The sequence below is a fragment of the Massilia litorea genome, assembly GCF_015101885.1.
GTDB lineage: Bacteria > Pseudomonadota > Gammaproteobacteria > Burkholderiales > Burkholderiaceae_D > Telluria > Telluria litorea.
Genome location: NZ_CP062941.1, coordinates 4,215,560 through 4,241,898, shown reverse-complemented (window position 1 = coordinate 4,241,898; position 26,339 = coordinate 4,215,560). Strand labels below are relative to the sequence as shown.

Annotated in this window: 17 protein-coding genes; 5 read left to right on the top strand and 12 right to left on the bottom strand. The window is 66.4% G+C overall.

The features are described from left to right. Positions 1-18: 18 nt before the first annotated feature. From LPB04_RS19120 to LPB04_RS19090, 7 genes are all read right to left on the bottom strand, one after another. Complete coding sequence (locus LPB04_RS19120; protein WP_193686068.1) at positions 19-2,274, bottom strand: arginine/lysine/ornithine decarboxylase; 2,256 nt, start codon at positions 2,272-2,274, stop codon at positions 19-21. A gap of 181 nt (positions 2,275-2,455) precedes the next feature. Beyond that, the gene (locus tag LPB04_RS19115) at positions 2,456-3,079 is read right to left on the bottom strand and encodes a DUF4337 domain-containing protein (RefSeq protein WP_193686067.1); all 624 of its coding nucleotides are present in this window, start codon (positions 3,077-3,079) and stop codon (positions 2,456-2,458) included. Next, positions 3,076-3,570: a dihydrofolate reductase gene (locus LPB04_RS19110; protein WP_193686066.1), complete on the bottom strand. Its 495-nt coding sequence runs from the start codon at positions 3,568-3,570 to the stop codon at positions 3,076-3,078. Before LPB04_RS19110 ends, LPB04_RS19115 begins: the two co-directional genes overlap by 4 nt. Positions 3,571-3,718: 148 nt before the next feature. Beyond that, positions 3,719-4,390: an MOSC domain-containing protein gene (locus LPB04_RS19105; RefSeq protein ID WP_193686065.1), complete on the bottom strand. Its 672-nt coding sequence runs from the start codon at positions 4,388-4,390 to the stop codon at positions 3,719-3,721. Positions 4,391-4,409: 19 nt separating this feature from the next. Next, the gene (locus tag LPB04_RS19100) at positions 4,410-10,349 is read right to left on the bottom strand and encodes a DUF3320 domain-containing protein (RefSeq protein ID WP_193686064.1); all 5,940 of its coding nucleotides are present in this window, start codon (positions 10,347-10,349) and stop codon (positions 4,410-4,412) included. Positions 10,350-10,467: 118 nt separating this feature from the next. Beyond that, positions 10,468-11,262: a thymidylate synthase gene (gene thyA, locus LPB04_RS19095; RefSeq protein ID WP_193686063.1), complete on the bottom strand. Its 795-nt coding sequence runs from the start codon at positions 11,260-11,262 to the stop codon at positions 10,468-10,470. Positions 11,263-11,285: 23 nt separating this feature from the next. Next, positions 11,286-12,368, bottom strand: a complete 1,083-nt coding sequence (locus tag LPB04_RS19090) for a threonine aldolase family protein (protein ID WP_193686062.1) — start codon at positions 12,366-12,368, stop codon at positions 11,286-11,288. Between the two features lie 204 nt (positions 12,369-12,572). On the opposite strand from LPB04_RS19090, the gene LPB04_RS19085 reads away from it, so the two are divergent. The 5 genes from LPB04_RS19085 to LPB04_RS19065 are packed head-to-tail and all read left to right on the top strand — an operon-like array spanning position 12,573 to position 18,220. Next, entirely contained in the window at positions 12,573-13,940 is a 1,368-nt protein-coding gene (locus tag LPB04_RS19085) for a UDP-glucose dehydrogenase family protein (protein WP_193689090.1), read from the top strand. Continuing rightward, entirely contained in the window at positions 13,937-14,938 is a 1,002-nt protein-coding gene (locus LPB04_RS19080) for an NAD-dependent epimerase/dehydratase family protein (RefSeq protein ID WP_193686061.1), read from the top strand. The genes LPB04_RS19085 and LPB04_RS19080 overlap by 4 nt, the downstream gene beginning before the upstream one ends. Positions 14,939-14,940: 2 nt before the next feature. Then, entirely contained in the window at positions 14,941-16,413 is a 1,473-nt protein-coding gene (locus tag LPB04_RS19075; RefSeq protein ID WP_193686060.1) for a glycosyltransferase family 39 protein, read from the top strand. Beyond that, on the top strand, positions 16,414-17,343 hold the full coding sequence (locus tag LPB04_RS19070; protein WP_193686059.1) for a glycosyltransferase family 2 protein: 930 nt from the start codon (positions 16,414-16,416) through the stop codon (positions 17,341-17,343). Continuing rightward, complete coding sequence (locus tag LPB04_RS19065; RefSeq protein WP_193686058.1) at positions 17,336-18,220, top strand: lysylphosphatidylglycerol synthase transmembrane domain-containing protein; 885 nt, start codon at positions 17,336-17,338, stop codon at positions 18,218-18,220. Before LPB04_RS19070 ends, LPB04_RS19065 begins: the two co-directional genes overlap by 8 nt. A 45-nt stretch (positions 18,221-18,265) precedes the next feature. Here LPB04_RS19065 and LPB04_RS19060 read toward each other — a convergent pair whose 3' ends face one another. The 5 genes from LPB04_RS19060 to LPB04_RS19040 all read right to left on the bottom strand — a co-directional run bounded on the left by LPB04_RS19060 (position 18,266) and on the right by LPB04_RS19040 (position 26,329). Then, the gene (locus tag LPB04_RS19060) at positions 18,266-20,293 is read right to left on the bottom strand and encodes a methyl-accepting chemotaxis protein (protein WP_193686057.1); all 2,028 of its coding nucleotides are present in this window, start codon (positions 20,291-20,293) and stop codon (positions 18,266-18,268) included. 115 nt (positions 20,294-20,408) lie between these two features. Beyond that, the gene (locus LPB04_RS19055) at positions 20,409-22,247 is read right to left on the bottom strand and encodes an ABC transporter transmembrane domain-containing protein (RefSeq protein ID WP_193686056.1); all 1,839 of its coding nucleotides are present in this window, start codon (positions 22,245-22,247) and stop codon (positions 20,409-20,411) included. A gap of 43 nt (positions 22,248-22,290) precedes the next feature. Then, positions 22,291-23,355 carry a lipocalin-like domain-containing protein gene (locus LPB04_RS19050; protein WP_193686055.1) on the bottom strand — a complete coding sequence of 355 codons (1,065 nt, stop codon included), beginning with the start codon at positions 23,353-23,355 and terminating at the stop codon, positions 22,291-22,293. Continuing rightward, on the bottom strand, positions 23,355-25,904 hold the full coding sequence (locus LPB04_RS19045; protein ID WP_193686054.1) for an FtsX-like permease family protein: 2,550 nt from the start codon (positions 25,902-25,904) through the stop codon (positions 23,355-23,357). Before LPB04_RS19045 ends, LPB04_RS19050 begins: the two co-directional genes overlap by 1 nt. Continuing rightward, complete coding sequence (locus tag LPB04_RS19040) at positions 25,892-26,329, bottom strand: DUF4124 domain-containing protein (RefSeq protein WP_193686053.1); 438 nt, start codon at positions 26,327-26,329, stop codon at positions 25,892-25,894. The genes LPB04_RS19045 and LPB04_RS19040 overlap by 13 nt, the downstream gene beginning before the upstream one ends. Between the last annotated feature and the right edge of the window lie 10 nt (positions 26,330-26,339).

The window sequence follows — 26,339 nt, the reverse complement described above, 5'->3', positions numbered from 1 at the left end:
ACATCGGTATGGCGCCGATCAATCCTGGCGCACGCAGTCCACGAAGTAATCGCGCTTGCCGTTCACCTCGCGCTTGACCAGCCCGTGCACGTCCGTCTCGAAGCCCGGGAAGCGCTCGTTGAAGTCGCGCGCGAAGCGCAGGTAGTCGACGATGATCTTGTTGAAGCGCTCGCCCGGGATCAGGAGCGGAATGCCCGGCGGATAAGGCGTCAGCAGGATCGCCGTGGTGCGGCCTTCGAGGTCGTCGATGGCGACTCGCTCGATATCGCGGCGCGCCATCTTGGCGAAGGCGTCCGACGGCTTCATGGCCGGCACCAGGTCCGACAGATACATCTCGGTCGTCAGGCGCGCGACGTCGTACTGCTTGTAGAAGCTGTGGATGCCGTTGCACAGGTCGCGCAGGCCGCTGTTTTCGTAGCGCGGGTTGGCCGCGGCGAACTGCGGCATCACCTGCCACATCTGCTTGTTGCGGTCGTAGTCGTCCTTGAACTGCTGCAGCGCCGTCACCAGCGTGTTCCAGCGGCCCTTGGTGATCCCGATCGTGAACATGATGAAGAACGAATACAGCCCGCACTTCTCGATGATCACGCCGTGTTCGGCCAGGTACTTGGTCACGATCGAGGCCGGGATGCCGGTCTCGCCGAACTGGCCGTCGAGCGACAGGCCAGGGGTCACGACGGTCGACTTGATCGGGTCGAGCATGTTGAAGCCCGGGGCCAGGTTGCCGAAGCCGTGCCAGTCGTCCTCGGCGCGGATCATCCAGTCGTCCTGGGTACCGATGCCTTCTTCCGACTCCACATCCGGACCCCAGACCTTGAACCACCAGTCCTGGCCGAATTCGGCGTCGACCTTCTTCATGGCGCGGCGGAAGTCGAGCGCTTCCAGGATCGATTCCTCGACCAGCGCGGTGCCGCCCGGCGCTTCCATCATGGCCGCGGCCACGTCGCAGGAAGCGATGATCGAGTACTGCGGCGAGGTCGAGGTATGCATCAGGAAGGCTTCGTTGAAGGCGTCCTGGTCGAGTTTCACGGTTTCCGATTCGCGCACCAGCACCTGCGAAGCCTGCGACAGGCCGGCCAGCAGTTTGTGCGTCGACTGGGTCGAGAAGATCATCGACTGCTTGGCGCGCGGGCGGTCGCGGCCGATCGCATGCATGTTCTTGTAGAAGTCGTGGAAGGTCGCGTGCGGCAGCCAGGCTTCGTCGAAGTGCAGGGTCTCGATCTTCCCGTCCAACATCTCGCGCAGGGTCTCGACGTTGTAGACCACGCCGTCGTAGGTCGACTGGGTAATCGTCAGGATGCGCGGCTTCTTGTCCTTGGCTTCGCGCGCGAACGGATTGGCTTCGATCTTGCGGGCGATCGACTCTTCCGTAAACTCTTCGAGCGGGATCGGACCGATGATGCCGAGGTTGTTCCGGGTCGGCATCAGGAACACGGGGATCGCGCCGCACATGATGATCGAGTGCAGGATCGACTTGTGGCAGTTGCGGTCGACGACGACGATGTCGCCCGGCGCCACCGTCGAGTGCCAGACCATCTTGTTCGAGGTCGAGGTGCCGTTGGTGACGAAATAGCAGTGGTCGGCGCCGTAGATGCGGGCGGCGTTGCGCTCGGATTTCGCGACCGGACCGGTGTGGTCCAGCAGCTGGCCCAGTTCCTCGACCGCGTTGCAGACGTCGGCGCGCAGCATGTTCTCGCCGAAGAACTGGTGGAACATCTGGCCAACCGGCGACTTCAGGAAGGCGACGCCGCCCGAGTGGCCCGGGCAGTGCCAGGAATACGAGCCGTCGTAGGCGTAGTTGACCAGGGCGCGGAAGAAGGGCGGCGCCAGCGAATCGAGATAGGCTTTCGCTTCGCGGATGATGTGGCGCGCGACGAATTCCGGCGTGTCCTCGAACATGTGGATGAAGCCGTGCAGCTCCTTCAGGATGTCGTTCGGGATGTGGCGGCTGGTGCGGGTCTCGCCGTAGATGTAGATCGGGATGTTCGAGTTCTTGTGGCGGATTTCCTCCACAAAGGCGCGCAGGCGGGTCAGCGCGGTATCGGTCTCCTCGAGCGAGCCGCCGCCGAATTCCTCATCGTCGATCGACAGCACGAAGGCCGAGGCGCGCGACTGCTGCTGGGCGAACGACGACATGTCGCCGTAGCTGGTCAGGCCCAGCACTTCCATGCCTTCCTTTTCCATCGCGGCGGCGAGGGCGCGAATGCCCAGGCCCGAGGTGTTCTCGGACCGGAAGTCCTCGTCAATAATGATGATGGGGAAACGAAATTTCATTGACAGCTCCAATGCGAAGCGCCGTGGGAGCAGGGGCGCCCGGGTTGGACGGCCTGCCACGCACGGCACCGAAAAATAAGAAGCGGATTTTCGCAGAAAAACCGCTGTCCGGTGTAGATTTTTTTACTAGGTTATAGGGATGCGGCCCGGCATGGCGCACATCAGTATGCCATGCAGTGAGCTAGCCCCGGCGGCCCCGCCCGAAACGCTGGAACAGCGCGGCCAGCACGACGGCGCCGAAGGCCGCGCCGAAGGGGGCGACCATCATCGGCATCGGATCGGCGCGCAGGGCGGCGAACACGCCCAGGGTCAGGCCGAAGGTCGCCACCGCGCAGGTGGCGGTCAGGAGCCAGGTGCGGCGCGCCAGCAGGGCGACGGCCGCCAGCGAGATCGCGACCTGCTGGACCACCGAGGCCAGCAGCCACTGGCGATGGCGGTGCAGCGCACGTTCGGATCTGGCGTTCCACTCGCTCGACGAAGCTTCCCAGCGCTCGGCCTCCTTGCGGATCTCTTCCTTTTCGAGGCGATAGCGGTCCACCTCGAGCTGGTAGCGCGCCTTGTCCACGCCGGGAATATTGGTGGCCAGTTCCGCCAGGTTCTGCTTGTTCGACTTGGCCTGGTAATGGTTCCAGGCGTTGGTGGCGCTGGTCTTGTCGATCGCGGCATTGCTCTTGTAGAGCGAGGCGTCGTTGTGCATGCTGCTGCCGAGGAAACCGAACAGCGTGCCGATGGTGGCCAGCACCGCGATCAGGACCGCGACCTTGCCGGCGAAGCCGTCGCCGGCACGCGAAGCTGGCGGCTTCACTGTGCGCTGCCTTTGCGCTCGTAGGTCACGAAGGCGTAGTCGTAGCCGTTCGCGTCCGAATGATGGGTGTCGCGCGCGGTTTCAAGCCAGACCGCCGGGTCGAGCGGAGGGAAGAAGGTATCGCAGGCGAAGCTGTGGGCGATCTCGGTGACGATCATGCGCTCGGCGACGTCCATCGCCTGGGCGAAGATCTGCGCGCCGCCGATGATGCTGGCCGGTTCCTCGCCGACGAGTGCGATCGCCGCCTCGAGCGAGGTCACCGCCTCCACGCCGGCGTGGCTCCAGTCGCCGTTGCGGGTGACGACGATGTTGCGCCGGCCCGGCAGCGGGCGGCCGATCGAATCGAAGGTCTTGCGGCCCATGATGATCGGCTGGCCGAGGGTGACGCGCTTGAAGTGGGCGAGATCTTCGGGCAGGTGCCAGGGCAGCTTGTTGTCGATACCGATCCCGCGCTGCGCGTCGATCGCCACGACCAGGGTCAGGCGGCTCATCGGGCATCCCCTGTGGAACGGTAAAAGGCAGGGGCTGGAAGGCGCATGTCGGGTGTCCTTGTCGATTGGGCAAATGGGAGGCCAGATGGTGTCGCGAGCGCGGCGGCGTGTCAAGCTTTCTGTGGGCTGCGCCAGCCGCGGCGGCGGGTCAGAAGCGCTCGAACAGGCCTGCGCCTTCCCAGCGCGGCAGCGCAACGGGCGATTGCGACGACACCGCCGTCGCTGCGTAGCGCTCGCCCAGCCTGGCCAACAGCCGTGGAAAAGCGCGGCAATAGCTGGACTGGATGCCGGCCAGGCGCGCGAGCGCGCGGTATTCGATCACCGTGCCGTCGGGCGCTGCGTCGAGCACCTGCCGCACGCGCTCGCGCCAATCGTCGGACCACGCTGATTCCAGCATGCCCAGGTCGCACACTTGGTCGCCCAGCCGGATGACGCCACCCGCCAGCACGCGCGCCAGCATGCCGCGCCGCTTCCCGATGCGCTGCGCCAGGCGCGGCGCCGTGGCGTCGAGCTGGCCGCAGGCTTCGCACTGGAACATCATCCGCAGCCGCACCTCGGCGCCTATCTGCAGGACCGTGCCCGACGCCAGCTGCGCCGTGTCGGCGTCGATCAGCAGGTTCTCGCGCAGCGCATGCATCGGCAAATCGAAGTCCGCATAGGCACCGCTGCTCGCGAGCAGCAGCTGGCGCGGGGACAGCGCGTCGGCATGGACGTCGCCTACGATGCCGATGCCCGCGTGGGTAACGAGGCGCTCGAACGAGCGTGGCGGCGCGCCGCGCGCCAAGCGCGCCGCCAGCCCGGCAACGGTACCGATCTCCATGGCGTCCGCAGTACGCAGGCTAGCGCCGCAGGCTGCGCACGACGCCGCCCTCGATAGCGATCCGGCTTGCCGCCGGTTCGGCCAGCAGCGCGCGTGCGATGCGTTCTTCCGCGTCGGCCGTGGTGCGGCTGATGCCGAACAGCCTGCACACCGCCCGCGCCAGCCCATCCTTGCCGGTCGCGCCCTGCCGGTCCAGCACGTACAGCGCGGCATTGCCGAGTTCCTCGATGCAGATATCGTCGATCGCGCGGCGCGAATCGGCATTCCCGTCCGGGACACGCAGGCCTTCCCAATCGGCCGCGTTGACGTTTTCCGGCCAATATACCGGGGCCTCGCCGTCCGCCGTGACGGGCGCATGCGGCACCAGGCGCGCCAGGTGTTCCTCGACCCGGCGGGTCAGGCGGGCCACGCCCCAGGCACGCGCCACACGTCGGAAGAGCAGGTCGCGGCTCACCGGTCCTTCGTAGCGAATCACGTTCGCAAGCTGCGCGCGGATCAGCGGAATCGATGCCTTTTCGTAGAACAGATCGGCGTCGCCGCCGTCGATCGGGGTGGCGCAATAGGGGACCAGGCCAGGGGCCATGCCCGAGGTGGGCATGGCCTCGGACGGTCCCGCCGCGTCCGTCGTTGGCGTGGCGTCCTCGCCAGGCGCCTCCGGCCTGCAGTCCGGCTCGGGAACGACCTCGGGCTCGCTCTCGAGCGGCTGGCTCGCCAGCGCCTCCAGGCGCGCGATGAGCCGGCGTGCCGGTTCTTCCGGGTTGATCCACCAGTCTGTCGACCAGATCCGGTGCAATTCCCAGCCCAGGCCCTCGAGCACGTGCTGGCGCAGCCGGTCGCGGTCGCGCGCGCTGGCGGCCGAGTGATAGCTCGCGCCGTCGCATTCGACTCCGAGCAGGTAGCGGCCGGGCGCGCGCGGATCGACCACGCCGATATCGATCCTGAAGCCCGACACGCCGACTTGCGGGTGCGCTTCCCAGCCGCGTTCGCGCAGCAGCGCGATGACCTGGCGCTCGAACGGGCTGTCCGGCTCGCGCCCGGTCGGGATGCGCTGCTCGGCCAGCGCGCGCGGACCGCGGATGGCGAACTCAAGGTAGTGCTTGAGGTCGCGCACGCCGCTGGCGCGCACGCGCGACAGGTCGATCTGTTCGGGCATGAGCGTGCTGTAGACCACGACCTGCTGGCGCGCGCGCGAGACCGCCACGTTCAGGCGCCGGTGTCCGCCTTCCAGGTTCAGCGGCCCGAAATTCAGGCTCACCTTGCCGGCGGCGTCAGGTCCGTAGGTGATCGAGAAATAGATGATATCGCGCTCGTCGCCCTGCACATTTTCCAGGTTCTTGATGAACAGCGGCTCGGCGCTGGCCTGCGCCAGCGCCGCGTCGAGCTGCGGCGACGCGCGCCGGCGCTCGTCGAGCAGGCGTTCGACCAGGTTTTGCTGCGCCTGGTTGAAGGTGACGACGCCGACCGACTGCCGGCGCCGCGCCGCATCGAGGTAGTGCGCCTCGATGGCTTTCACGATCGCGTCGGCTTCGGCGCGGTTGGTGCGCGAGCCGCCGCGGTCATACACGCCGTGCACGCGCTGGAAGCGCACGCCCGTGTCCGCGGTGTAGGGCGAGGGGAAGGTGACCAGCGCATTGTCGTAATAGGTGACGTTGCTGAAGGTGATCAGGCTTTCGTGGCGGCTGCGGTAATGCCACTGCAGCGTCAGCTGCGGCATGCCGATGCCGAGGCACTCGTCGAGGATGCTTTCCAGGTCCTGCAATTCCTCCCCGGTGTCGCCTTCGCCTTCATCGACCTTGCTGAAGAAGCTGGTCGGCGGCAGCTGCTTGGGGTCGCCCACGCAGACCAGCTGGCGGCCGCGCGCGATCGCGCCGACCGCGTCCCATACCGGAATCTGCGAGGCTTCGTCGAAAATGACGACGTCGAACTGGGCGTGGCCCGCGTCGAGATACTGCGCCACCGACAGCGGCGACATCAGCAGGCAGGGTTTCAGGCGCGGCATCAGGGTCGGGAGGTTCTGCACCAGCTGGCGCACCGGCATGTGCTTGCGCTGTTTTTGCAGCTCGCGCCGCAGCTTGCCCATCTCGGAGTCGGCACCCGGCGCCACGCTGCCGGCCGCCGGGATCTGTCCGGCCAGCTTCGCCGCCACGTACTGCTGGGTCAAGGTCTGGAAGCGCGCGTCGGCCTGGCGGAATTCCGCGATCTTGCGCTCGTGGTCCGCACTCGAAAAGGCGCACAGGACCGGCTCGGCGCCAATCGCCTCGCGCACCCACCAGTTGCGGTAGCTGAATTCGAAATAGTCAGCCACGCTCGCGAGCGGCGTGTCGCCCGCTTCCAGGGCGTCGACGATGCCCTGCAGGCCGTTGCCGAGCGCCTCGTACCGTGCGCGCTGCCACAGGCTCCAGGGCTGGAGCTGGCGCGCAGCCTGGCGCCAGCCCTGGAGCATCGCGAGCAGGCGCACCAGCGCTGCCGGGGTGGAATCGTCGCCCGCCAGGCCTGTGCCGCCTGCCAGTTGCCCCACCTGGTCCATGGCACCGGCGCATGCGCGCCATGCCTCGCGATAGGCGAGCAGGGTCCGGCCATGGGCCATGTCGCCACCCAGCAGTGCGCGCTGGCCGTCGACCAGGGCGCCCAGCTTCTCGCGCAGCACCGCCGCCAGTTCGGGGTCGCCGCCGCCCAGGCGCACGACGGCCTGGGCGAAGCGCGCCGCCCAGCGTTCGGCCGCCTCGATTTTCGTCCAGTCGGTCTTGTGGCCGGCGAAATCCTGCTGGAGCAGGGTTGCCGATTCGGGCGCCATCGCGTCGAGCGCGCCGTCCTCGGCGTTAAGCGTGGCAAGGGTATCGAGCAGGCCGGGCATGGCGGTCTCGGCCGGACGCTGTCCATCGCTGCGGTAAGCGCTCATGCGCTTGAGGACAGCGCGTTTTGCAAACCAGCTTTTTGGCCACCAGGCCTGGGTCGCGGCGCTCCATTCAAGGCGCAGCGCCTGCGCGTCGAGGGTGGCCAGGTCTTCGCGCCAGGCACCGCCGAGCGCATCCCACGCCTGTGCGCGTGCCTGGCCGTGCCCGCGCAACACGGAGAGGCGGCTGCGCGCCGCTTCGTCGTGGGCGGCGCGCGCCACTCCCGGCGGCACGGCCGGCGCCGTCAACAGGATATCGGCCAGTTCGTCGAGCAGGGCCAGTTCGGCCAGCGACAGGCCGCTGTGGTCCAGCCCCAGCAAGCCGAAATAGCGGCCGGCCGCATCCTGGAGGGCGCCAGCCTTCGCTTCCAGGCCGGCGGCTCCTTGCAGCAGCGCCTGTTCCCAAGCCGGCGTCCAGTCGCGGCGCGAGATGAGCGCCAGCGGATGGCCGGCCAGCTGGGCGAGCTGGCCCGCCAATGCGGCCATCTGGCGGCAACTGGCGCGCAGCGCATCGAGTTCCTCCCGCGAATGCGCGTCGAGCGACGGGAAGTTCATGTGCGCGGGGCGCCACAGCGGGTGCGCGACCGTGGTGCCGATGCCGTCGTAGATTGTCAGGTCGTTGCGGTGCACCCGGTGCAGGGCTTCGGCCACGCCGTTCAGGTCCTGGCGCAGCGCCCACAGGCGCCCGGCTTCGAGCTCCCAGTCGCGCACGGTGCGCGTGCCGGCGGCGTCGAGTGCCGTGCCGAGCTGCTTGAGCACATCGGCCTTGCGTGCCTTCGCCGAGTGCAGCTCGAGGCAGAAGGCCCCCAGTCCCAGGCTGCTCAGGCGGCGGTGCACGACGTCGAGCGCGGCCATCTTTTCGGAGACGAACAGCACGGTGCGCCCGGTAGCCAGCAGATGCGTGATCAGGTTCGTGATGGTCTGGCTCTTGCCGGTACCGGGCGGGCCCTCGATCACCAGGTTCTTGCCGCCGCTGGCCACGCAAATGGCGCGCAGCTGCGAGGAGTCCGAGAGCATCGGCGCGAACAGGTCGTGCGGCCTGTGCGTCGCATCGAGCGTACGCGGCTCGAACCCGAGCGGCTCGCTGGCAAAGGCCTTGCCCGGGTTGTTGATCAGGTGGGCGACGACGCTGTTTTCCTGCAGCTCCCGATGGCGGTCCTGCAGGTCTTTCCACATCAGGTATTTGGTGAACGAGAAGATCCCGAGTTCGACCGTCTCCTTCACTTCCCATCCCTTCAGTTCGCCCACGTGCAGGCGGAAGGTTTGCAGGATGGCCGCGACGTCGATGCCTTTTTCGTCGCCCGGCAACACGTCGAACGCGGGCAGCTTCAGGTCGAAGTCCTGGGCCAGTTTCTGGCGCAGGGTCGGGTTCACCAATGCCTCGTCGTCGTGGCGGGCCAGGCGGAAACCGCTGCGCACCGACTGGCGCGAGAGCGTGACCGGAACCAGCAGGATCGGCGCCAGGTGGGTCGCCTCGGCGTCCGCGCTTTCCTGCCACTGGAGGAAACCGAAGGCCAGGAACAGGGTGTTCGCGCCGCCTTCCTCCAGGCCGGTCGAGGCGGTCCGGAACAATTCCAGCAGCCGCGCCTCCAGCGCGTCGCCCGTGCTGTCGACGACGATCTCGCCGCGGCCGAGCGCGTCAAGCGCCAGCGCGTCGAGCGGCGTCGCGCCATGGCGCGCGCTGTAGACGGCGGCATCGCGCTGGTCGACGCCCGTCATCAGCGGCGGCGTCGCCCTGATCCTGAATTCCTTGCCCTCGGCCAGGCTGTCCTCGAACGCACCCAGGTCGGGGCAGATCACGCGCAGCGTCGTCTTCGATGGTTTGAAGTTGAGCAGGCGGTTACGCAGCGTCAGGTCGAGCAGGCGGCTTTTCCACTTGGCGAGGCGGCCTTCCGGGGTGTCGGCTGCGAGCTCGCGCACGGGAAGGAGGCCGGGATCGAGCGGCGGCAGGGGCGGCATCTCTTCGATCGCCGGCGCGCCGGGCTCCAGCGCGGGCAGGGCGGGCGCGGCGGAGGTGGAACGCGAGGGCAGGGGACGGACCTGCGCTTCGCGCGCACGCCGCACGTCGATGGCGCAGGTAAACGCCATGTCGTCGGCCAGCTGGTCCTCACCCTGCCTGCACGCCGTGCGCAGCGTCGTTCCCGCACCGGCGGCGATGGACGTGGTCTCGAACACCATCAGTTCGCCCGACTTGACGCGCTTGCGTACCGACTGCACGTCGTCGACCACGGCGGTCGGGAAGGTCGCTTCGACCAGCCAGGCGCCGACCCAGGCGTGCCCCTCCTTGAGCAGCAATACCGGGTGCAGGCCCGCCTGCTCGAGACAGGCCGCGAACAGCATGACCAGGTCGAGGCAGGTGGCGACATGGGTGTCGAGGATGCGCTCGGGCGTGCGGATCTTCTGTCCGTCGCCGCCGAACGAGGCCGGCGGGTTCGAATACTGCAGGTCTTCGGCGGCGAGCGTGCTGTAGATGGCGGACGCCTGCTTCCACGCGTGTTCGCGGTTCTTCGACTGGTAGCCGCTCATCGACAGGCCGGGCGCGTTGGCGCGCAACAGGCTCGATGCCCTGGCGATCAGGCGGTCGACGACCGGCGAATTGGGCATGCAGAAGGCAGCCAGCAGTTCCGGCAACGCGCGCGTCCCCGCCCACTGATCGTAGGCCAGCACCTCGACCGGGTGGACGGCCTGCGCCGCCGGCTGTTCGTGCACGCTTGCGCTGACGGTCACCGAACCGCGTTCGGACTCGTCGAGCGCGGCCAGGTAGTCGTGGTCCGGTTTCAGGTCGAGCGGTGCGATACGCCGTGTTTCGCCAGGCGCCAGGCGCTCGAAATGCAGGCGTTCGCCGCGCGCGAATGCGGGTGCGCAGACGACCAGCACCTCGACGTCGTCGAGTGCCTCGTCTCCGTTGTTGGTGAGCGTTACCGCGCGCAGGACCGGGAGGTTGTTCTGGATCGCCGCATATCCCGTCGTCGGGTCCGCATGGAGGGCGATATGCAGAACGGGTGGCCGGGGTGAAGCGTCGGCAGGGTGGGGCAAGACTGGCTCCGCGAGCTGGTCCATGGTCATGATGCGATCCTGAAAAAAGGAAAACCCGCCGGGCGTGCGCGAGGCGGGCAATGCTTCAATCTAAAGGATGAGTCCAGCCTTGTCAATCGTGTACGGCTGGACCCGGCACGCGCAGCGATTACACCGCCACCGGCGCCTTGATCCCCGGATGCGACTCGTAACCGACGAACTCGAAGTCCTCGTAGCGGTAGTCGAACAGCGATTCCGGCCTGCGCTTGATGACCAGCTTCGGCAGAGGGAAGGGCTCGCGCGAAAGCTGGAGTTCGGCCTGTTCCAGGTGGTTCGAATACAGGTGGCAGTCGCCCCCTGTCCAGACGAAGTCGCCGACTTCCAGGCCCGCCTGCTGCGCCATCATGTGCGTCAGCAGCGCGTAGGAGGCGATGTTGAAGGGCACGCCCAGGAAGATGTCGGCGCTGCGCTGGTAGAGCTGGCAGGACAGCTTGCCGTCGGCCACATAGAACTGGAAGAAGGCATGGCAGGGCGGCAGTTTCATCTGCGGGATGTCGGCCACGTTCCAGGCCGAGACGATCATCCGGCGCGAATCGGGCGTGTTCCGGATCTGCTCGAGCACCTGGCTGATCTGGTCGATGTGTTCCCCGGTCGGCGTCGGCCAGTTGCGCCACTGATAGCCATAGATGGGACCGAGGTCGCCGTTGGCGTCGGCCCACTCGTCCCAGATCGAGACGCCGTTTTCCTTCAGGTAGCCGATGTTGGTCGAACCCTGCAGGAACCAGATCAGTTCATGGATGATCGACTTCAGGTGCACCTTCTTGGTGGTCACCAGCGGGAAGCCTTCGGCCAGGTCGAAGCGCATCTGGTGCCCGAATACGGACAGGGTGCCGGTACCGGTGCGGTCGGTCTTGAGGGCGCCGTGCTCTTTCACATGGCGCATGAAGTCGAGGTATTGGCGCATTGCTGTCCTTCTGGGGAAACCCGTTATTTTAACTTATCTGCAAACAGGCGGAGGGCCTCGCGCAGGCGCGTCTCGGGAACGGCCAGCAGGTTGTCGCCGACATAGAGCTCGAAGTAGCTGGTGTCCGGCAGCACGCCGTTCGACACGCGGTTGAACAGCCAGATGCCGTGGCGTTCGGCCAGCTCGGCGCGGATTGCCAGCGCCCGCTCGCGGCCCACCGGCAGGTGCAGGTGCAGCATGTTGGCGGCCGGCCTGGCCGGGTTGACGCGGATGGCGGGATGCTCGCGCAGGGCCTCATACAGCAGTTCCGTGCGGCGGAAGTAAACCGGCATGCTTGCCAGGCGCGCGTCGAACTGCATCGCCGCCGAGACGACGTAGGGCGAGCGGTGGATCACGTTGCCGCCCTGGCGCCGGAACCATTCGGCGGCGCGTTCGATGAAGGTGCGCGAACCGGCCAGCATGGCGCCGCCCAGGCCGCCGACGCCCTTGTACAGCGACACGTAGACGGAGTCGAAGCCGGCAGCGATCTCAGCGGCGCTGCGTCCGTAGCCGGCCTGCGCCTCCCACAGGCGCGCGCCATCCATGTGCAGGTGCACGCCGCGCGCTCTGGCGTGCAGCTTGATCTTTTCCAGTTCTTCCCAGGGCGAGACTTGCCCGCCGATCTCGCGCATCGGGATTTCCAGACCGATTGCGCCGAGTTTGTCCGGCACCGCTTCGAGGTCGGCTGCAAGCCAGGGTCGATTCCGGTCGCCGACCTGCAGGGCGTCGAAGTGACCCAGCATCTGGAAATTCGAGCGTTCATGAACTAAGATGTGTGAGGTCGGGTGTAACGCGGCAGGCGTATTGCCGCGGTCGGAACAAGCCAGGCGCAGGGCCGTGACCTGCGCCATGGTCCCGCTGATGCAGAACACGGCCGCTTCGAAGCCGAGCAGGGCGGCGATCTTTTCTTCGAAAGACGCGATCAGTTCGCCGCTACCGTAGACGTCGTGCTCGACGCCGTGCTGTTCGCACCAGGCGGCCATGGCGGCGTACATCTCGGCGGGAGTACGGGCACGGTGGCCGGGGAAGACGGTGTCGCAGCGGCGGATCAGTTCAGCGTCGGTCAAGATGGGCTCCTGGGATGGGCTTGCCACTTTACACCGGGGGCGCGGCAGAGGGAATAGGGGGCGCCGGGCTCGCCGCTGGGTCCGGCACGGCTGCGTGCGGACGGCGGGAACTTCACACCGGCCCGAGCGGTCTACTCTTCAGTACTTCCGGTCCCGGGATTCTCCAGGGTTGCTGATTGTTTGTCGTCAATTGCTTGTACGCACATGAAGATAACCGTGATTGGCACAGGATATGTCGGGCTGGTGTCGGGCGCCTGCTTCGCCGATGTCGGCAATGCCGTGTTATGCCTGGATACGGACGAACGGAAGATCGAGCTGCTCAATGCCGGCCGCATCCCGATTTTCGAACCTGGCCTCGATGCGCTGGTGGTGCATAACATGGCGGCCGGCAGATTGATGTTTACCGCCGACTACGATACGGCGGTTGCGCACGCCGACCTTATTTTCCTGTGCGTCGGCACGCCGCCGGAGGAAGACGGCAGCGCCGACCTGGCGCATATTCTTTCCGCGGTGCGCAATATCGGCCGGCGCGTGCAGCGGCCGACCATTCTGGTCAACAAATCGACCGTGCCCGTCGGCACGGCCGAGCGGGTGAAAAGGGTCATCGAGGAAGAACTCGGGGCACGCGGCGCCCACATCGACTTCACTGTCGTCAGCAATCCCGAGTTCCTGAAGGAAGGCGCGGCGATCGAGAACTTCATGCGCCCGGACCGGATCGTCGTCGGCAGCGACGATCCGCACGCGACGGCAATCATGCGCCGCCTGTACGCGCCATTCAGCCGCAATCATGAAAAGCTGGTCGAAATGGACGTGCGCAGCGCCGAGCTGACGAAATACGGTGCGAACGCCATGCTGGCGACGCGCATCAGTTTCATGAATGAACTCGCCAACCTGGCGGAGACCCTGGGCGCCGATATTGAACAGGTGCGGCGTGGTATCGGCTCCGATCCGCGCATCGGCCCGGATTATCTGTATGCCGGCATGGGATATGGAGGCTCCTGCTTCCCCAAGGATGTCAAAGCGCTGTTGAAGACGTCCGCCGACCATGGGCAGGACCTGCGCATCCTGGATGCCATCGAGGCGGTGAACGCATCGCAAAGGAATATCCTGTTCAAGAAAATCGCACGCTTCTTCAAGGGCGCCGATCAGCTTGCAGGAAAAACCATCGCACTCTGGGGCTTGTCGTTCAAACCGAATACGGACGATGTGCGCGAGGCGCCCAGTCTCGCCCTGATAGGGGAACTGTTTGCGGCGAATTGCCGCGTGCAGGCTTACGATCCGGTCGCCGGCATCGAGGCAAGGCGCGTCCTGCTCAGGGAGCATGGCGAAGCACGCTGCCAGACACTGTTCAGGATGGCGAATTCCGCGGCGGCCGCCGTCGAAGGCGCTGATGTGCTGGCCATCGCCACCGAGTGGAAGGAATTCCGTTCGCCGGACTTCAGCTTCCTGGCGGCCGCCCTCCGGCACCGGGCCATCTTTGACGGTCGAAACCTGTATGACCCCCAGTTCGTCGCGTCCTTCGGGCTTGTCTACCACGGTATTGGCAGGGCCGCGCCGATGGGGCGGCAATGATCCCGGCCGGCGCCCCTGTGCTGGTCACCGGTGCTGCCGGTTTCATCGGCAGTTTTGTCGCATCGCGCCTGGCTCGCATGGGTGCGGCGGTTGCCGCATGCGACAACTTCAATGACTATTATCCGGTCCATCTGAAGCATGGGCGTGTGCAGGCCCTGCTTGCGCCGCATGGCATCCGCTGCGAAGCCGTGGAACTGGCTGACGCCCTGCAGGTCGACCGCCTGTTCGACCGTGTTCGGCCGGCCTATGTCGTTCACCTGGCGGCACAGGCCGGCGTGCGTTATTCAATTGAGCATCCGGCTGCCTATGTGCAGTCGAACCTGGTCGCGTTCGCCAATATTCTGGAAGCCTGCCGCCGGTTCAGGCCACGCCACCTCGTGTATGCAAGCAGCAGCAGCGTGTACGGCGCAAGCGAAAACGCGCCCTTCAGGGAAAGCGACAGGACCGATGAGCCCGTTTCATTCTATGGGGCCACCAAGAAAGCGAACGAGGTCTTGGCGCATTCCTACAGCCACCTGTTTGGGTTCCCGGCCACCGGCCTGCGGTTTTTTACCGTGTACGGGCCCTGGGGGCGTCCCGATATGGCCTACTTCAGCTTCGCGCAGAAAATGCTCGAGGGCGAGGCGATTCCGGTATTCGCGCAAGGCGCACTGGAACGGGACTTTACCTATATCGATGACATCGTTGAAGCGGTCGTTCGGGTTGCGGCAAAGCCCGCCGTTGTCGCCGCTAACGTGGCGCCGCACACGGTGTTCAACGTCGGTAACCACCAGCCGGTCCGGGTACTGGATTTCATTGCAGCCTTGGAGGAGGTAGTCGGGGTCAAGGCAAGGATCGCGTTCCTGCCGATGCAGCCAGGCGACGTGCCGCTGACCTATGCCGATACGAGCAAATTGCAGGAGTGGGTCGGGTTTGCGCCGGCAACATCGCTGAGGGAGGGACTGGGCCGCTTCCGGGAGTGGCTGGTCACCTGGATGGTGCATAACAAGATCGACTAGACATGCGAAACGACGCGATTCCAGTGGCTTGCGACAGGCGCGCCGGCACGCATTTTCTCTTTGTACTCGCCGCCTATTTCCTGTTGCAGGTCGTGCTGCGCGTTAGCTCTCCCGCGGTGCTCGACCTGGACGAATCGGAATCCATCCTCAGGTCTCAGCATTTGCAGCTGGGCTACGGCAGCCAGCCGCCCTTGTACTTCTGGCTGCAGTGGCTCATGTTTTCCCTGTTCGGCATCAACATCCTTGCCTTGTCCATCCAGAAGAACCTGCTCCTGTTCTGCACCTACCTGGCGATGTTCTACACGGCCAGGTCGCTCATCGGCGTTGCCGGCGCCATCATGGTCGCCGCCTCGCTCATCTTGTTTCCACAGATTGGATGGGAATCGCAACGCGACCTGACGCACTCCGTGCTGATGACCTGCGTTGCCGCGCTGGCGCTGTGGTGCTATGTCGGCCTGCTCCGGCAGCCGGGCAAACTGCGCTATGCGCTGTTCGGCCTGCTGATCGGACTCGGGCTGCAGTCCAAATATAACTTTGCGCTGTTTGCGCTTGGCCTGCTTGCGGCGAGCCTGCTGGTCCGGGAACACAGGCAGGCAGTATGGAACCGCAAGGCCTGGATATCGCTTGCCGTGCTGATGCTTTGCCTGGCGCCGCACGGGCTCTGGCTGCTCGATCACCTGGATTTCGCGATCCGCTCCACCGGGGAGAAAATGCAGGGCCAGGACGCTGGCTATGCAGGTAACGTGGCGCGCGGCCTTGGCAGCATGCTCAGCGCGAGCTTCCTGTTCGTCACGCCGTTGTGGATCGTGTACGGGTGGATCTGGTGGCGGTACGGGGACCCGCGCCGGGATCAACTACGGGCGGCCCGCGATCGTCCCGAGGTCCGGTTTTTTCTCTGGTTTTATCTGGCGGCGTTTGCATGTGTCACGGCGCTGGTCCTCGGCGGCGAAGTCACGAAAATCAAGGACCGCTGGATGCAGCCGATCCTGTTCCTGTCGCCGCTCGCATTCTTTGCGGTCTTCCCATCGCTCGCGCGGCGCACGGTATGCCGCAGCGTGCTCTGGGCAGCGGGGGTGTTCGCCGTGCTCATCCTGGCCGGCCTGTCGGCCCGCGCCTACTGGGGCAAGAACACGCGCGTACCGTTCGCTGAACTGTCGGCCCAACTGATGCGGCGCTTTCCGCAGGCGAAGACACTGGTTGCAAGCGAGCTGACGACCGCGGGAAACCTGTCTCTGCATAATCCGGCATGGACCGTCATGCTCTTGCCCGAGCTGCTGCAGAGACGGCCAGCCATCGGTGGCGACGTACTCCTGATCGGCTCCGGCGGCCATCCGGAAGATTGGCCGGACAGTTTTCTGAATGCTTACCCATCGAGCGCGCTCCGCCAGCGTGGGCGGCTCGAGGTCGGCAAGCCACAGGGTCGGCACGGCGCCATGGCGGTCGACTATGCAGTCGTCTCGGTAAAGGAAAAGTAAATGCTATTGTCGGTTGTTGTTCCAGTCAAGAATGAGCAGGGCAACATTGAGCCCCTGATTGCGCGTATTGCAGAGGCGCTTGCCCGGGTAGAGCATGAGCTGATCTTCGTCGACGACGGCTCGAGCGATTGCACGGTCGCGGAAATAGAACGGTTTGCCACGCCGGCAACCCGCGCGCTGGTATTGAGCCGTAACTATGGCCAGACGACGGCAATGGCCGCGGGCATCGACGCCGCGCATGGCGAACTGATCGTCATGCTGGATGGCGACATGCAAAACGACCCGCATGATATTCCGCTCATGATGGAGCGCATGCGGGAAGGCGACTGGGACGTGGTTGCCGGCATACGCGCCAGGCGCAAGGATGGCTTCCTGCTGCGCAGGATGCCGAGCAAGCTGGCCAATTGGCTGATCCGGCGCGCCACGAACGTTCATATCAGCGATTACGGCTGCACGTTGAAGCTGTTCAAGAGCGAGGTCGCAAAAAACCTGGGACTCTACGGCGAACTGCACCGCTATATTCCCGTGCTGGCCACCATGCATGGCGCCAGAATGACAGAGATGCAGGTGCGGCACCATGCGCGCCATGCGGGTGTGTCCAAATACGGCATCGGCCGCACGCTGCGGGTCGCCAGCGACCTGATGCTCATGGTATTCCTGCGCAAATACGGACAGCGCCCGATGCATCTGTTCGGGACGCTGGGGATGGTCTCGTTTTTCGCGGGCTGCTCGTTGAACGCCTATATGCTGTTCGAGAAGCTCATGGGAGCAAGTATTGCCGGGCGGCCGCTATTGTTTCTTGGCCTGCTGCTGACCGTGGCCGGTATCCAGCTCATCAGCACCGGCTTCATCGCGGATCTGATCATGAGGACATATTACGAATCCCAAAACAAGAAGCCCTACCAGATCAAGAGAAACATCGGTGTCTAAGCAGCCGGGCAAGAAATGGAAAGCCGTTCTACAGGTGCTGGTATCGGCCTGTCTGATCGTTTTCGTCTTTCGGAATCTCGACATGGGCCAGGTAAGGACCCTGGCTTTTCACCCGCAGCGCGCACCCATCCTGGCTGCCGCCTTCATCGCATTCAATCTGTCCAAGATCGTGGCGGCGCTCCGCTTGAATGTGTATCAACGCCACGCGGCAGTGCAGCTGAGCGAGGCAGAAAACCTGCGTTTGTATTATGCAGGCATGTTCCTGAACCTATTTTTACCAGGCGGCATAGGCGGCGATGGCTACAAGGTCCTGGTGCTGCATCGTCGCCATGCCGTCGCGCTGCGTACACTGGTCACGATCACGCTGGTCGACCGTGTCGGCGGCATGCTGGCCCTGCTGGTCATCCTGTGCACCTTGCTGCCCCCCCTGTCGTTTCCCTGGCACGCACCTGGCGCCGTCGTGTTCGCGCTTGCATCGGTTGCCGCAATCGTCGCCGTATTCGTCCTGGCCCATCGCTGGCTCATCAAGCTCGACGCGGCAGGACTCGCGCGCGTGTTTGCGCTTGGGATAGGGGTGCAGCTCCTGCAATTGACATGCATGGGCATGCTGCTTGTTTACCTGGGTACACCGGCGGCCTATTACCTGGCCTTCCTCGCCATGTTCCTGGTTTCATCCATTGCTGCCGTGCTACCGCTGAGTGTGGGCGGCCTGGGCGTACGCGAAGCGACTTTCCTGTTTGGCGTGAACCTGTTTCACCTGGACCCCACCTACGGTGTGATTGCGTCCAGCTGGTTCTTTTTGATCACGGTGCTCTCATCCATGATCGGGGCACTGTTCCTGGGCCGGTTTTCGCTGCGGGCAGCGGCGACAGGGTGAGGGCACGCATTGCGGCGCACTGCGCGCCGCAATGCGCCGCAATTGTCAGCCGTGGCTGAGCGCCGGCGGGCGTGCCGACTGCGGCACCGCGGCCGCGTTCGTTCGCTCGTCCAGCCTGAACAGACGCACCGCGCGCGCCAGCTCGGCGGCCTGGTCCTGCATCGCCTGCGCCGCGGCGCTGGCTTCTTCGACCAGCGCGGCGTTGTGCTGGGTCGTGTCGTCCATCTCGCCGATGGCGCGGTTGACCTGCTCGATGCCGCTGCTTTGTTCAAGGCTGGCGGCGGTGATGTCGGCCATGATGCTGGTCACGCGGCCGACGCTGGCGAGCACCTCGTTCATTGTGGCGCCGGCTTTCGACACCAGTTCGCGGCCGGCGTCGACCTCGCTGCTGGAGGCGGCGATCAGGCCCTTGATTTCTTTGGCCGCGGCGGCGCTGCGCTGCGCCAGGTTGCGCACTTCGCTGGCGACGACCGCGAAGCCGCGGCCCTGTTCGCCGGCGCGCGCCGCTTCCACGGCTGCGTTCAGCGCCAGGATATTGGTCTGGAAGGCGATGCCGTCGATGACGCCGGTGATGTCCCCGATCTTGCGCGAGGACTGGTTGATCGACTCCATCGTTTCAACCACCTGCGAGACCATGCTGCCGCCTTTCTGGGCGATGGTCGACGCGTTCATCGCCAGCGTGTTGGCCTGGCGCGCGTGCTCGGCGTTCTGGCGCACGGTCTCGGTCAGTTCGCCCATCGAGGAGGAGGTCGTGGCCAGGCTGCCGGCCTGCTGCTCGGTGCGGGCGCACAGGTCGAGGTTGCCGGTCGAGATCTCGTTCGAGGCATTCGCGATCTGCTCGGCGCCGTCGCGCACCTTGCCCACGACCGCGGACAGCTTGCGGCTGATGCCGTTCATCGCGTCGAGCAGGAGTCCGATCTCGTCGTTGCGGCCGCGCTCGATGCTGACGGTCAGGTCGCCGTCGGCGATGCGCACGGCGGCGTCGCGGGCGACCGCCAGCGGACGGGTGATGGTGGCGCGCACATAGGCATACAGGATGGCCGCGAATACCAGCAGCGCGACCAGGCCGAAACCGATGTACTTGTTGCGCAGGCGCGCAGCTTCCTGGGTGATCTCGTCGCGGTAGGTGCCGCCCGCGATGACCCAGTTCCAGTCCTTGAAGTGGGTGAAGGCCACGACTTTTTCGCGCGCGCTCGTCTCGCCCGGATTTTTCCAGTCGTAGGTGATCGAGCCCGTCTTCTTCTCGAGGATCTCCTGCACGAATGCGCGCCCGTCGGAGGCGCGGCTGTCGAGGATGTTCTCGCCTTCGCGTTTCGGGTGGACCAGCAGGTCGCCATAGGCCTTGCCCGGCGCCGCATTGAGCACATAGAAATAGCCGGTGTCGCCGATCTTGATCGAACGGATGCGTTCCTTGAGGGCCGCGAGGTCCTTGCTGATGTCGACCCCGACATACAGGGCGCCGACCACCTTGCCGGCCGCATCGCGCACCGGTTCGTACTGGGTGATGAACTGCTTGCCGAACAGCTTGGCCAGGCCGACGTAGACCTTGCCGTCCTTCAGCGCGGCGTAGGCCGGGCTGGCGCGGTCGAGCTGGGTGCCGACGGCGCGATCGCCGTTCTCCTTCTTCACCGAGGTGGTGACGCGCACGAAATCCTCACCGTCGGCGACGAAAATCGTGGCATTCCCGCCGGTCTGGGCGCTGAAGCGGTCCGGCGCGCTGAAGTCGAGGTTGAGTACCTTGCCGCCGTGGATCAGCGCTGGTACCTGTTTGCCGCCGATGTCGACCGCCCTGGCGGGATCGGCTTCGAAAGCGCCGGCGAATTCGGTGGCGAAGATCTTGCCGAAGCTGACCGCTTCGCTCGAGACGGTGCGGTTGAACAAGTCGACGGTGTCGACGACACCCTTGAGTTCGTTCTGCATGTTCTGGCTGGCGCGCTCTTCGAGCATCGCGCCGGTGGTGACCGTGATCGTCATGATCAGGGCGGCAAGGATGGCGCCGACCAGGACGAAGCTGAAGGCGCTGATCCTGGTGCCGACATTCCAGTTGGCGGGGTGATACCGATTGTTGGACATGATTGTAAGCGGCAGTGACAAATATGTAGGATGATACCTACAAATTGCCTACAAGCAAGTATTCGACGAAAAAAACCCTTCCTTTGCTGTCGTTACGCAACAGAGCCGTTCAAAATCAGTGTTCTACATGCACGTTGTGGAACTGCAGCGCCGCCAGGTTGGCATAGATGCCTTTCATCGCCACCAGCGAGGCGTGGGTGCCGGTTTCGACCACGCGGCCGTCTTCCATGACGACGATGCGGTCGGCGCGCTGCACGGTGGCCAGGCGGTGCGCGATGATGACGGTGGTGCGGCCGACCATGGCCGCTTCCAGCGCGCCCTGCACCAGGCGTTCGGATTCGGCGTCGAGCGCGCTGGTCGCCTCGTCGAGCAGCAGCAGCGGGGGATTTTTCAGCAGGGCGCGCGCGATCGCGATGCGCTGGCGCTGGCCGCCCGACAGGCGCACGCCGCGCTCGCCGAGGAAGGACCAGTAGCCCTGCGGCAGGCGCTCGATGAATTCGTGGGCCGCAGCCAGCTTCGCCGCCGCGATGACTTCCTCGTCCGTTGCCTCGGGCCGGCCGTAGCGGATGTTTTCCATCGCATCCGCGGAGAAGATCACCGTGTCCTGGGGCACGATGCCGATCGCGCCGCGCAGGGTGTGCAGGTCGAGGTCGCGGATGTCGACGCCGTCGAGGGTGATGGCGCCCGACTGCGGGTCGTAGTAGCGCAGCAGCAGCTGGAACAGGGTCGTCTTGCCGGCCCCGGACGGGCCGACCACGGCGACCGTTTCGCCTGGACGGATCGCCAGCGACACGTGCGACAGCGCCGCCGTGTCCTGGCGCGAGGGATAAGCGAAGGTGAGGTCATGCAGCGCGAGGGCCGCGCCATTCGAGGAGCGTGCAGGCAGGGCGCGCGGATGCGCCGGGTTGCGGATGTCGGAACGCGCGGCCAGCAGTTCCAGCAGGCGTTCGGTGGCGCCGGCGGCGCGCTGCGCTTCGCCCATCACTTCGGCCAGCGCGCCGATCGAACCGGCCACGATCGAGGCGTACAGGATGAACTGGCCGAGGTCGCCGCCGGTCATGGTCCCTTCCAGCACCGCATGCGCGCCCAGCCACAGCACGAAGACGATGGTGCCGAATACCAGCACGATGGCCAGCATGGTGAGCAGGGAGCGCGCGCGGATGCGCTGCATGGCGGCTGCAAACGCGCCTTCCACCGAGCTGCCGAAGCGCTCGGCCTCGATTTTCTCGTGGGTGAACGCCTGCACCGTCGGCATCGCGTTCAGGATCTCGCCGGCCAGCGCCGAGGCGTCGGCGATGCGGTCCTGCGAATCGCGCGAGAGCTTGCGCACGCGCCGCCCGAACAGCACGATCGGCACGATGACAAGCACCAGCAGGGCCAGGATGATGGCAGTCAGCTTGGCGCTGGTCACGAACAGCATCACCAGGCCGCCGACGAAGAGCAGGGTGTTCCGAAGGGCGAGCGAGATGCTGGTGCCGACCACGGCCTGGATCAGCGTAGTGTCGGTGGTCAGGCGCGACAACACTTCGCCGGTCTGCGTGGTCTCGAAAAATTCCGGGCTCTGGTGCACCACGTGGCGGTAGACGGCGCTGCGGATGTCGGCCGTGACCCGTTCGCCGAGCCAGGACACCATGTAGAAGCGCGCCGCGGTCGCCACGCCCAGCACCGCGGCCACGCCGAACAGGGCGAGGAAGGTGGCGTCGACGTGCTTGATGCTGTGGGCGCCGGCCTGGGCGCCGAAGCCGAGGTCGATCATCTGCTTGAACGCGGCGGGAATGGCCAGCGTGGCGCCGGCCGCGAACAGCAGGGCGATGCCGGCCAGGACGAACTGGCGGCGATACGGGAGCAGGAACGGAAGCAAACCCTTGAGCGCGGCGAGGCTGCCCTTGCGTGGCGTGGCGGTGTCGGCGCTGGCGCTGGTGTTTGTGCTGGAACTGGGTGAACGCTGGGTCATCGTGTCGCTTGTTGTTGTTCTGCTTGTGATTTTGTCGTGTGGCTCAAAGTTTCATCTGCCGCGCATAGCCCGTCATTTCGAGGTAGCCGCGTCCGGCCGGCACGCCGTCCCGTTCGAGCGTGACCGCTCCCTCCCAGTAGACGGCGCCCGTCGAGCGGCGCGAATCGAGCTCCTGGTCCGGCTGCAGGGGCAGGATGCGCCAGCGCGTGGCGCCGGTCGTGATCGTGGTTGCGACCGGATATTCGGCATTCGTGCGCGGCGACTTCCAGCGCGTCTGCGGCGCGAACGCCACCTGGTCGGGCGTGTAGCGGACGACTTTTCCGTCGGGGCCGCGCAGCGCCGCGTGCGCCCATAGTTTACCACCGTCCTTCGACCGTATCTGGAAAGCCATCAGCGCCGAGCCGTCGTCGAGGTTGGCGCCGATCCAGTCCCAGCCCTGCGCCTCGGGCTGCAGCGCTTCGCTCGACCATTCGTGGTCGAACCAGGCGCTGCCCGTCACCGGTCCGGCGGCCCCGGCGCGTCCCGCGATGCCGGTCACCTTCAGCTGCGGCAGGCTGTAGTAATAGCTCGCATGCTTAGCCGCCGGGCCCTTGCGCGAATAGCCGGCGTCGCCCTGCAGCAGCGGCGGCTGGGCCGGCGCCAGCGTCAGCTCGAGGCTCAGTTCCGACGATTTCAGGGTGACGCGGTAGTTGCCGTCGGGCCCGCGCGTCATGCGCCAGTCGTCGAGTTTGAGGTCGAGATCTCCCGGTTTGGCCCAGGCCAGGCCGAACCCCTCGCGCGCGCTGCGCTGGTCGTGCACGAGATGGCCGAGCGCCGGATCCGACAGCGCCGCATGGCCAATCACCAGCTGGTGCGGCGCGAAGGCGCTCGGATTGGCCGGATCGTGTTCGGTGCGGCTGCGGAAGAAGGTGACCTGGAAGCCGAGCGGCTTGCCGGCGGCCGTGGTCAGCCATCCCGTCACATACCACCACTCGGTGCGAAAATCCGGATGGGCGCCGAAGTCGCGCGGAAAAGCCAGCGCCATGCCCGGTTTGACGGGCGCGAACGAAGGCGGGGCAGCCCCGGCCAGGCCGGCGCAGAACAACAGCAAAGCGAACAGCAGGCGCATCACCAATCCTCCCTCACGGCGCGCACCGGGCCGCCCGACAATGCATAGCGTCCCGACACCAGCGCGGTGCCGACCGAGGCCGCGACCAGCACGGCGGCGACGATTCCCAATAAACCCCAGGGCAGGTGCAGGCCCATGGTCCAGTGGAAGGACTGCGGGTTGACGACGAATACGAGGATCAGGCTGATCACGAGGCCCAGCGCGAAACCGCAGGCCACGCCGAGTGTCGTCAGCAGTCCCCCTTCGCAGGCCAGGATGCCGAGCACCTGGCCGCGCGTCACGCCGACGTGGCGCAGCATGCCGAATTCGCGCGCCCGCGCCAGCGTCTGCGCCGAGAAGGTCGCGGCCACGCCCGACAGGCCGATGACGATGGCGATCGCTTCCAGCAGGTAGGTCACGGCGAAGCTGCGGTCGAAGATCTGCAGGCTGGCGGCGCGGATTTCGCCAGGGCGGGCCAGCTGCAGGGCCGGGCCGAAAGGCAGCCGGCGCAGCGCGCCTTCGATCCGGTTCGTGTTCGCTGCGCTGCCGGCGTAGATGGCGGCGTCGGTCACTTCCAGCGCACCGGTCAGTGCGCGGTAGTCGGCCAGGCGCACGACGATCGAGCCGGACTGGTTGGCATAGTCGCGCCAGACGCCGGCAACGAAGAAGGGCGAAGGACGCCCGCCCAGCGGCAGCGCCAGGGTCTGGCCGACCTGCACGCCGTACAGGTCGAGCATCGCTTCCGAGACCCAGGCCGGCCGCGCACCTGCCGGCACCGGGAGCGAGGAACCGACCAGGAACAGCAAACGGCCCGGATCGAGCGGATCGATGTCGCGCGCGATCAGGATCACGTCCGGACGGTCGGCCGCCAGCGAGATCGGGCGCGTACGCAGGAACTGCACCTGATTGCCGCCGGCGGCGCGCGTGATCGCATCCTGCTCCGGCTTGCCGAAGAAGCCCGAGCTGCCGCCGGCGCTGCTGCGCACATACAGGTCGGCCGGCAGGATGTGGCGCATCCAGTCGTCGACCGAGATCCGGAAACTGGCGACCATGATCCCCATCGCCACCATCAGGCTGAAGCTGGCCAGGATGCCGCCCAGGGCGATCGAGGCCTGGCCGGGCGCGTTCGCCAGGCGCGCCAGCGTCAGCGCCAGCACCGGCGGCGGGTTCGGCATGCGCAGCAGCGGACGCGCGAGCAGGCGGAAGCTCGCCGAGGCCAGGCGCGGCATCAGTCCGATGCCGCCGATCAGCAGCAGGGCAATCGCGAAATAGCCGAACAGGGGCAGCTCGAACACGGGCGGCGCGAAGGCGAACAGGCCCGCCAGCGCCAGGCAGATCATGGATGGCCAGACGCGCGCCAGGTGCGACAGGGCCGCCTCCTCGTTGCCCGCTTTCAGGGCCACGGCCGGCCTGGCGCGCGCCGCCTCCAGGGCCGGCGCCAGGCAGCCCAGCAGGGCCACGCCCAGGCCCAGCGCGAAGAAGACGCAGGCGGCGACCGGCGTGAAGACGACTTGCGGCTTGACCCCTGGGAAGTAGCCGGCGCCGAGGTCGCCGCCGAAGAAGCGCAGGGCCAGCGCCGCCAGCGCATAGCCGGCGGCAACCCCGAGCAGCGCGCCGATCACGCCCAGGCTGGCGCCCTCGACCAGCACCTGCCGCAGCAGCTGGCCGCGCTCCACGCCGAGCACGCGCAGCAGCGCGAACTGGCTGCGCCGGCGCATCACCGATAAAGCCTGGGTCGAGAACACGAGGAAGGCGCCGGTGAACAGCGCCACCAGGGCCAGCACGGTGAGGTTCACGCGGTAGGCGCGGCTGAGGTTATTGTTGCGGCTTTCCTGATCGCTGTCGTTCGGCTGCTGGACGCGAAAGCGCCCCGGGAAGCGCCGTTCCAGGTCGCTCTTCAGGCCCGCCTCGAATTGCGCGCGGTTGACGCCGGCGCGCAGTTTCAGATCCACGCGCGAGAGTTTGCCGAGCTGGCCAAAGCGCCACTGCAGGGCGCCGATGTCCATCACGCCGAAGCGCTGGCCGGGCCGGGCACGCTGCACGGGGCCGGCCACGCGCAGGTGGAGGTCCGCGGTGCCGGCGCGTACGGTCAGCGCCGCGCCGGCACGCAGGTTCAGCCAGCCCTGCGCGGCAGGCGACAGGAAGACCGCGTCGTCGGCCAGCAGGTCGCTGCCGCGTCCCTCGGCCGGCACGCCCAGCAGGTCGGGCGCGATATAGCCGGCGCGCAGCGGGTCGATGCCGACGATGCGCAGCGAGCCCTTGACGTTCGGGATCGCGGCCTGGAGTTCGAGCACCGGGGAGGCGAGGGCGACGCCCTCATATTGCGCGAGCAGGGGATAGATGGCTTCGTCGAACAGGGCCTCGCGCCCGGCGACCTGGACGTCCGCCTGGCCGGACAGGCTCTTGATCGCGCTTGAAAATTCATTGAAGGCGGCGGCGTTGATCAGGTGGATCGCAAAACCCATCGCCACCCCGACCGCGATCGCGGCCACGGCCAGCACGGCGCGCAGCGGGTGGGCGCGCCATTCGCCGACCAGCAGCCAGCGGGACAGGACGTTCAGGCCGGACATTGAACCGCCAGCGCCTCCGCTTGCCGCCGTGCCTTCAGGCGCGCCGCGGCCGATGTCGCCTTGCCTGCGCGGGCGGCATCTTCCTCGGCCCACCTGGCCTGCAGGCGCAGGCGTTCGCATTTCTGGCGCGTGGCCGCCGCTGCGCGCGCGGCGCGTTGCTGTCCGCGCTCCTCGCGTTCCGCGCGCGCTTCCAGCGTCGAGCGCTCCTTCTGCAGCGCGGCCAGGCGCGCCTTGTCGCGCTCCAGGGCGGCCGCAGCCTCGGCGCCCGAGGGGGCGGGCGGCACAGCCAGCTCGGTCGTCCGGCCAATCGCGCAGGGATGCTCGGCATAGCTCACCTTGCCGTCCAGCGTGCATTTATAGACCGGTTGCGCCGCCGCTGCCTGCGCCAGCATGAACCAACCGAACACCGCCCACACCCTTCGCATCGCTTTCTCC

Coding starts and splice junctions, on each gene's coding strand:
- LPB04_RS19120 (WP_193686068.1), bottom strand. CDS start 2,274: ATGAAATTTCGTTTCCCCATCATCATTATTGACGAGGACTTCCGGTCC.
- LPB04_RS19110 (WP_193686066.1), bottom strand. CDS start 3,570: ATGAGCCGCCTGACCCTGGTCGTGGCGATCGACGCGCAGCGCGGGATC.
- LPB04_RS19105 (WP_193686065.1), bottom strand. CDS start 4,390: ATGGAGATCGGTACCGTTGCCGGGCTGGCGGCGCGCTTGGCGCGCGGC.
- LPB04_RS19100 (WP_193686064.1), bottom strand. CDS start 10,349: ATGACCATGGACCAGCTCGCGGAGCCAGTCTTGCCCCACCCTGCCGAC.
- thyA (WP_193686063.1), bottom strand. CDS start 11,262: ATGCGCCAATACCTCGACTTCATGCGCCATGTGAAAGAGCACGGCGCC.
- LPB04_RS19085 (WP_193689090.1), top strand. CDS start 12,573: ATGAAGATAACCGTGATTGGCACAGGATATGTCGGGCTGGTGTCGGGC.
- LPB04_RS19080 (WP_193686061.1), top strand. CDS start 13,937: ATGATCCCGGCCGGCGCCCCTGTGCTGGTCACCGGTGCTGCCGGTTTC.
- LPB04_RS19075 (WP_193686060.1), top strand. CDS start 14,941: ATGCGAAACGACGCGATTCCAGTGGCTTGCGACAGGCGCGCCGGCACG.
- LPB04_RS19070 (WP_193686059.1), top strand. CDS start 16,414: ATGCTATTGTCGGTTGTTGTTCCAGTCAAGAATGAGCAGGGCAACATT.
- LPB04_RS19060 (WP_193686057.1), bottom strand. CDS start 20,293: ATGTCCAACAATCGGTATCACCCCGCCAACTGGAATGTCGGCACCAGG.
- LPB04_RS19055 (WP_193686056.1), bottom strand. CDS start 22,247: ATGACCCAGCGTTCACCCAGTTCCAGCACAAACACCAGCGCCAGCGCC.
- LPB04_RS19050 (WP_193686055.1), bottom strand. CDS start 23,355: ATGCGCCTGCTGTTCGCTTTGCTGTTGTTCTGCGCCGGCCTGGCCGGG.
- LPB04_RS19045 (WP_193686054.1), bottom strand. CDS start 25,904: ATGTCCGGCCTGAACGTCCTGTCCCGCTGGCTGCTGGTCGGCGAATGG.
- LPB04_RS19040 (WP_193686053.1), bottom strand. CDS start 26,329: ATGCGAAGGGTGTGGGCGGTGTTCGGTTGGTTCATGCTGGCGCAGGCA.